The organism is Dellaglioa sp. CoH-57-MRSF-20, from assembly GCF_056781955.1.
The window spans coordinates 1-680 of sequence record NZ_JBXAXV010000048.1; the positions used below are offsets into that span (position 1 = coordinate 1).

At 54.0% G+C, this 680-nt stretch carries 2 protein-coding genes; both read left to right on the plus strand.

Going from position 1 to position 680, the window contains the following annotated elements; genetic code table 11:
* The first annotated feature begins 32 nt into the window (after positions 1-32).
* Positions 33-482: a hypothetical protein gene (locus tag AC1RPN_RS08015; RefSeq protein ID WP_289862603.1), complete on the plus strand. Its 450-nt coding sequence runs from the start codon at positions 33-35 to the stop codon at positions 480-482.
* A 10-nt stretch (positions 483-492) separates the two neighbouring features.
* On the plus strand, positions 493-680 hold a 188-nt coding region (locus AC1RPN_RS08020), incomplete at its 3' end, for a hypothetical protein (RefSeq protein ID WP_429635792.1).

The following is a 680-nucleotide window of genomic DNA, read 5'->3' on the forward strand; positions in this document are numbered from 1 at the left end:
GTTGCTGATGAGCCTAAAAAGGAGAAGAAGTGATGGATCATAATCTTGATCTTGAAACGTTGAATCGCGTGCGCGTCAATCTTCTGGCTGTGATTGAAAACGCACCAGACGAGTACATGAATGGACTGCGCATTGCACTCGGTCTGGTGGTGCGCATGCACGTATTCGAAAAGGCACGGGGCGAGCTTCAAGCAGCGCTAGCCGAATTCGATGGCGCGATCAACACCGAGGAAGTACGCGCCGAGATTGCGCAGCGCGCAGTTGACATCACAGGAGCGGCATCTGCGTTCCACTCGGCAATGGATGAGGCAGAAACAGAAGCCCGATCCAAGACGCAAGAACTAGAAGACACGAGCCGAAAGTTGAAGGACGGCGCGCAGCATGTGTCAGAAAAGCCAGTCGGGCACCGTGTGTTTGATCCAGCTGTTTATGGCGAGAAGGTAGCCGAGTGGTTGGACAACTCCAACCATTACACACTTTAAGGAGAGTAGTTTGAATCTGCATGAGTATGATCACGTTGTAGGCTCCGCGTCGAAGGACTTTGCGGAGAGCGGTTTGGAAATCGGCCACTTCTTCCCGTGGGCGGTTCGCAAGATGAATACGATGTACGGGTTGCCCGTGAACGACACGCCGACGCTCGAAGGTCTGGGTGAGTCCCCGATCAAGCGCATGGAGGGCTT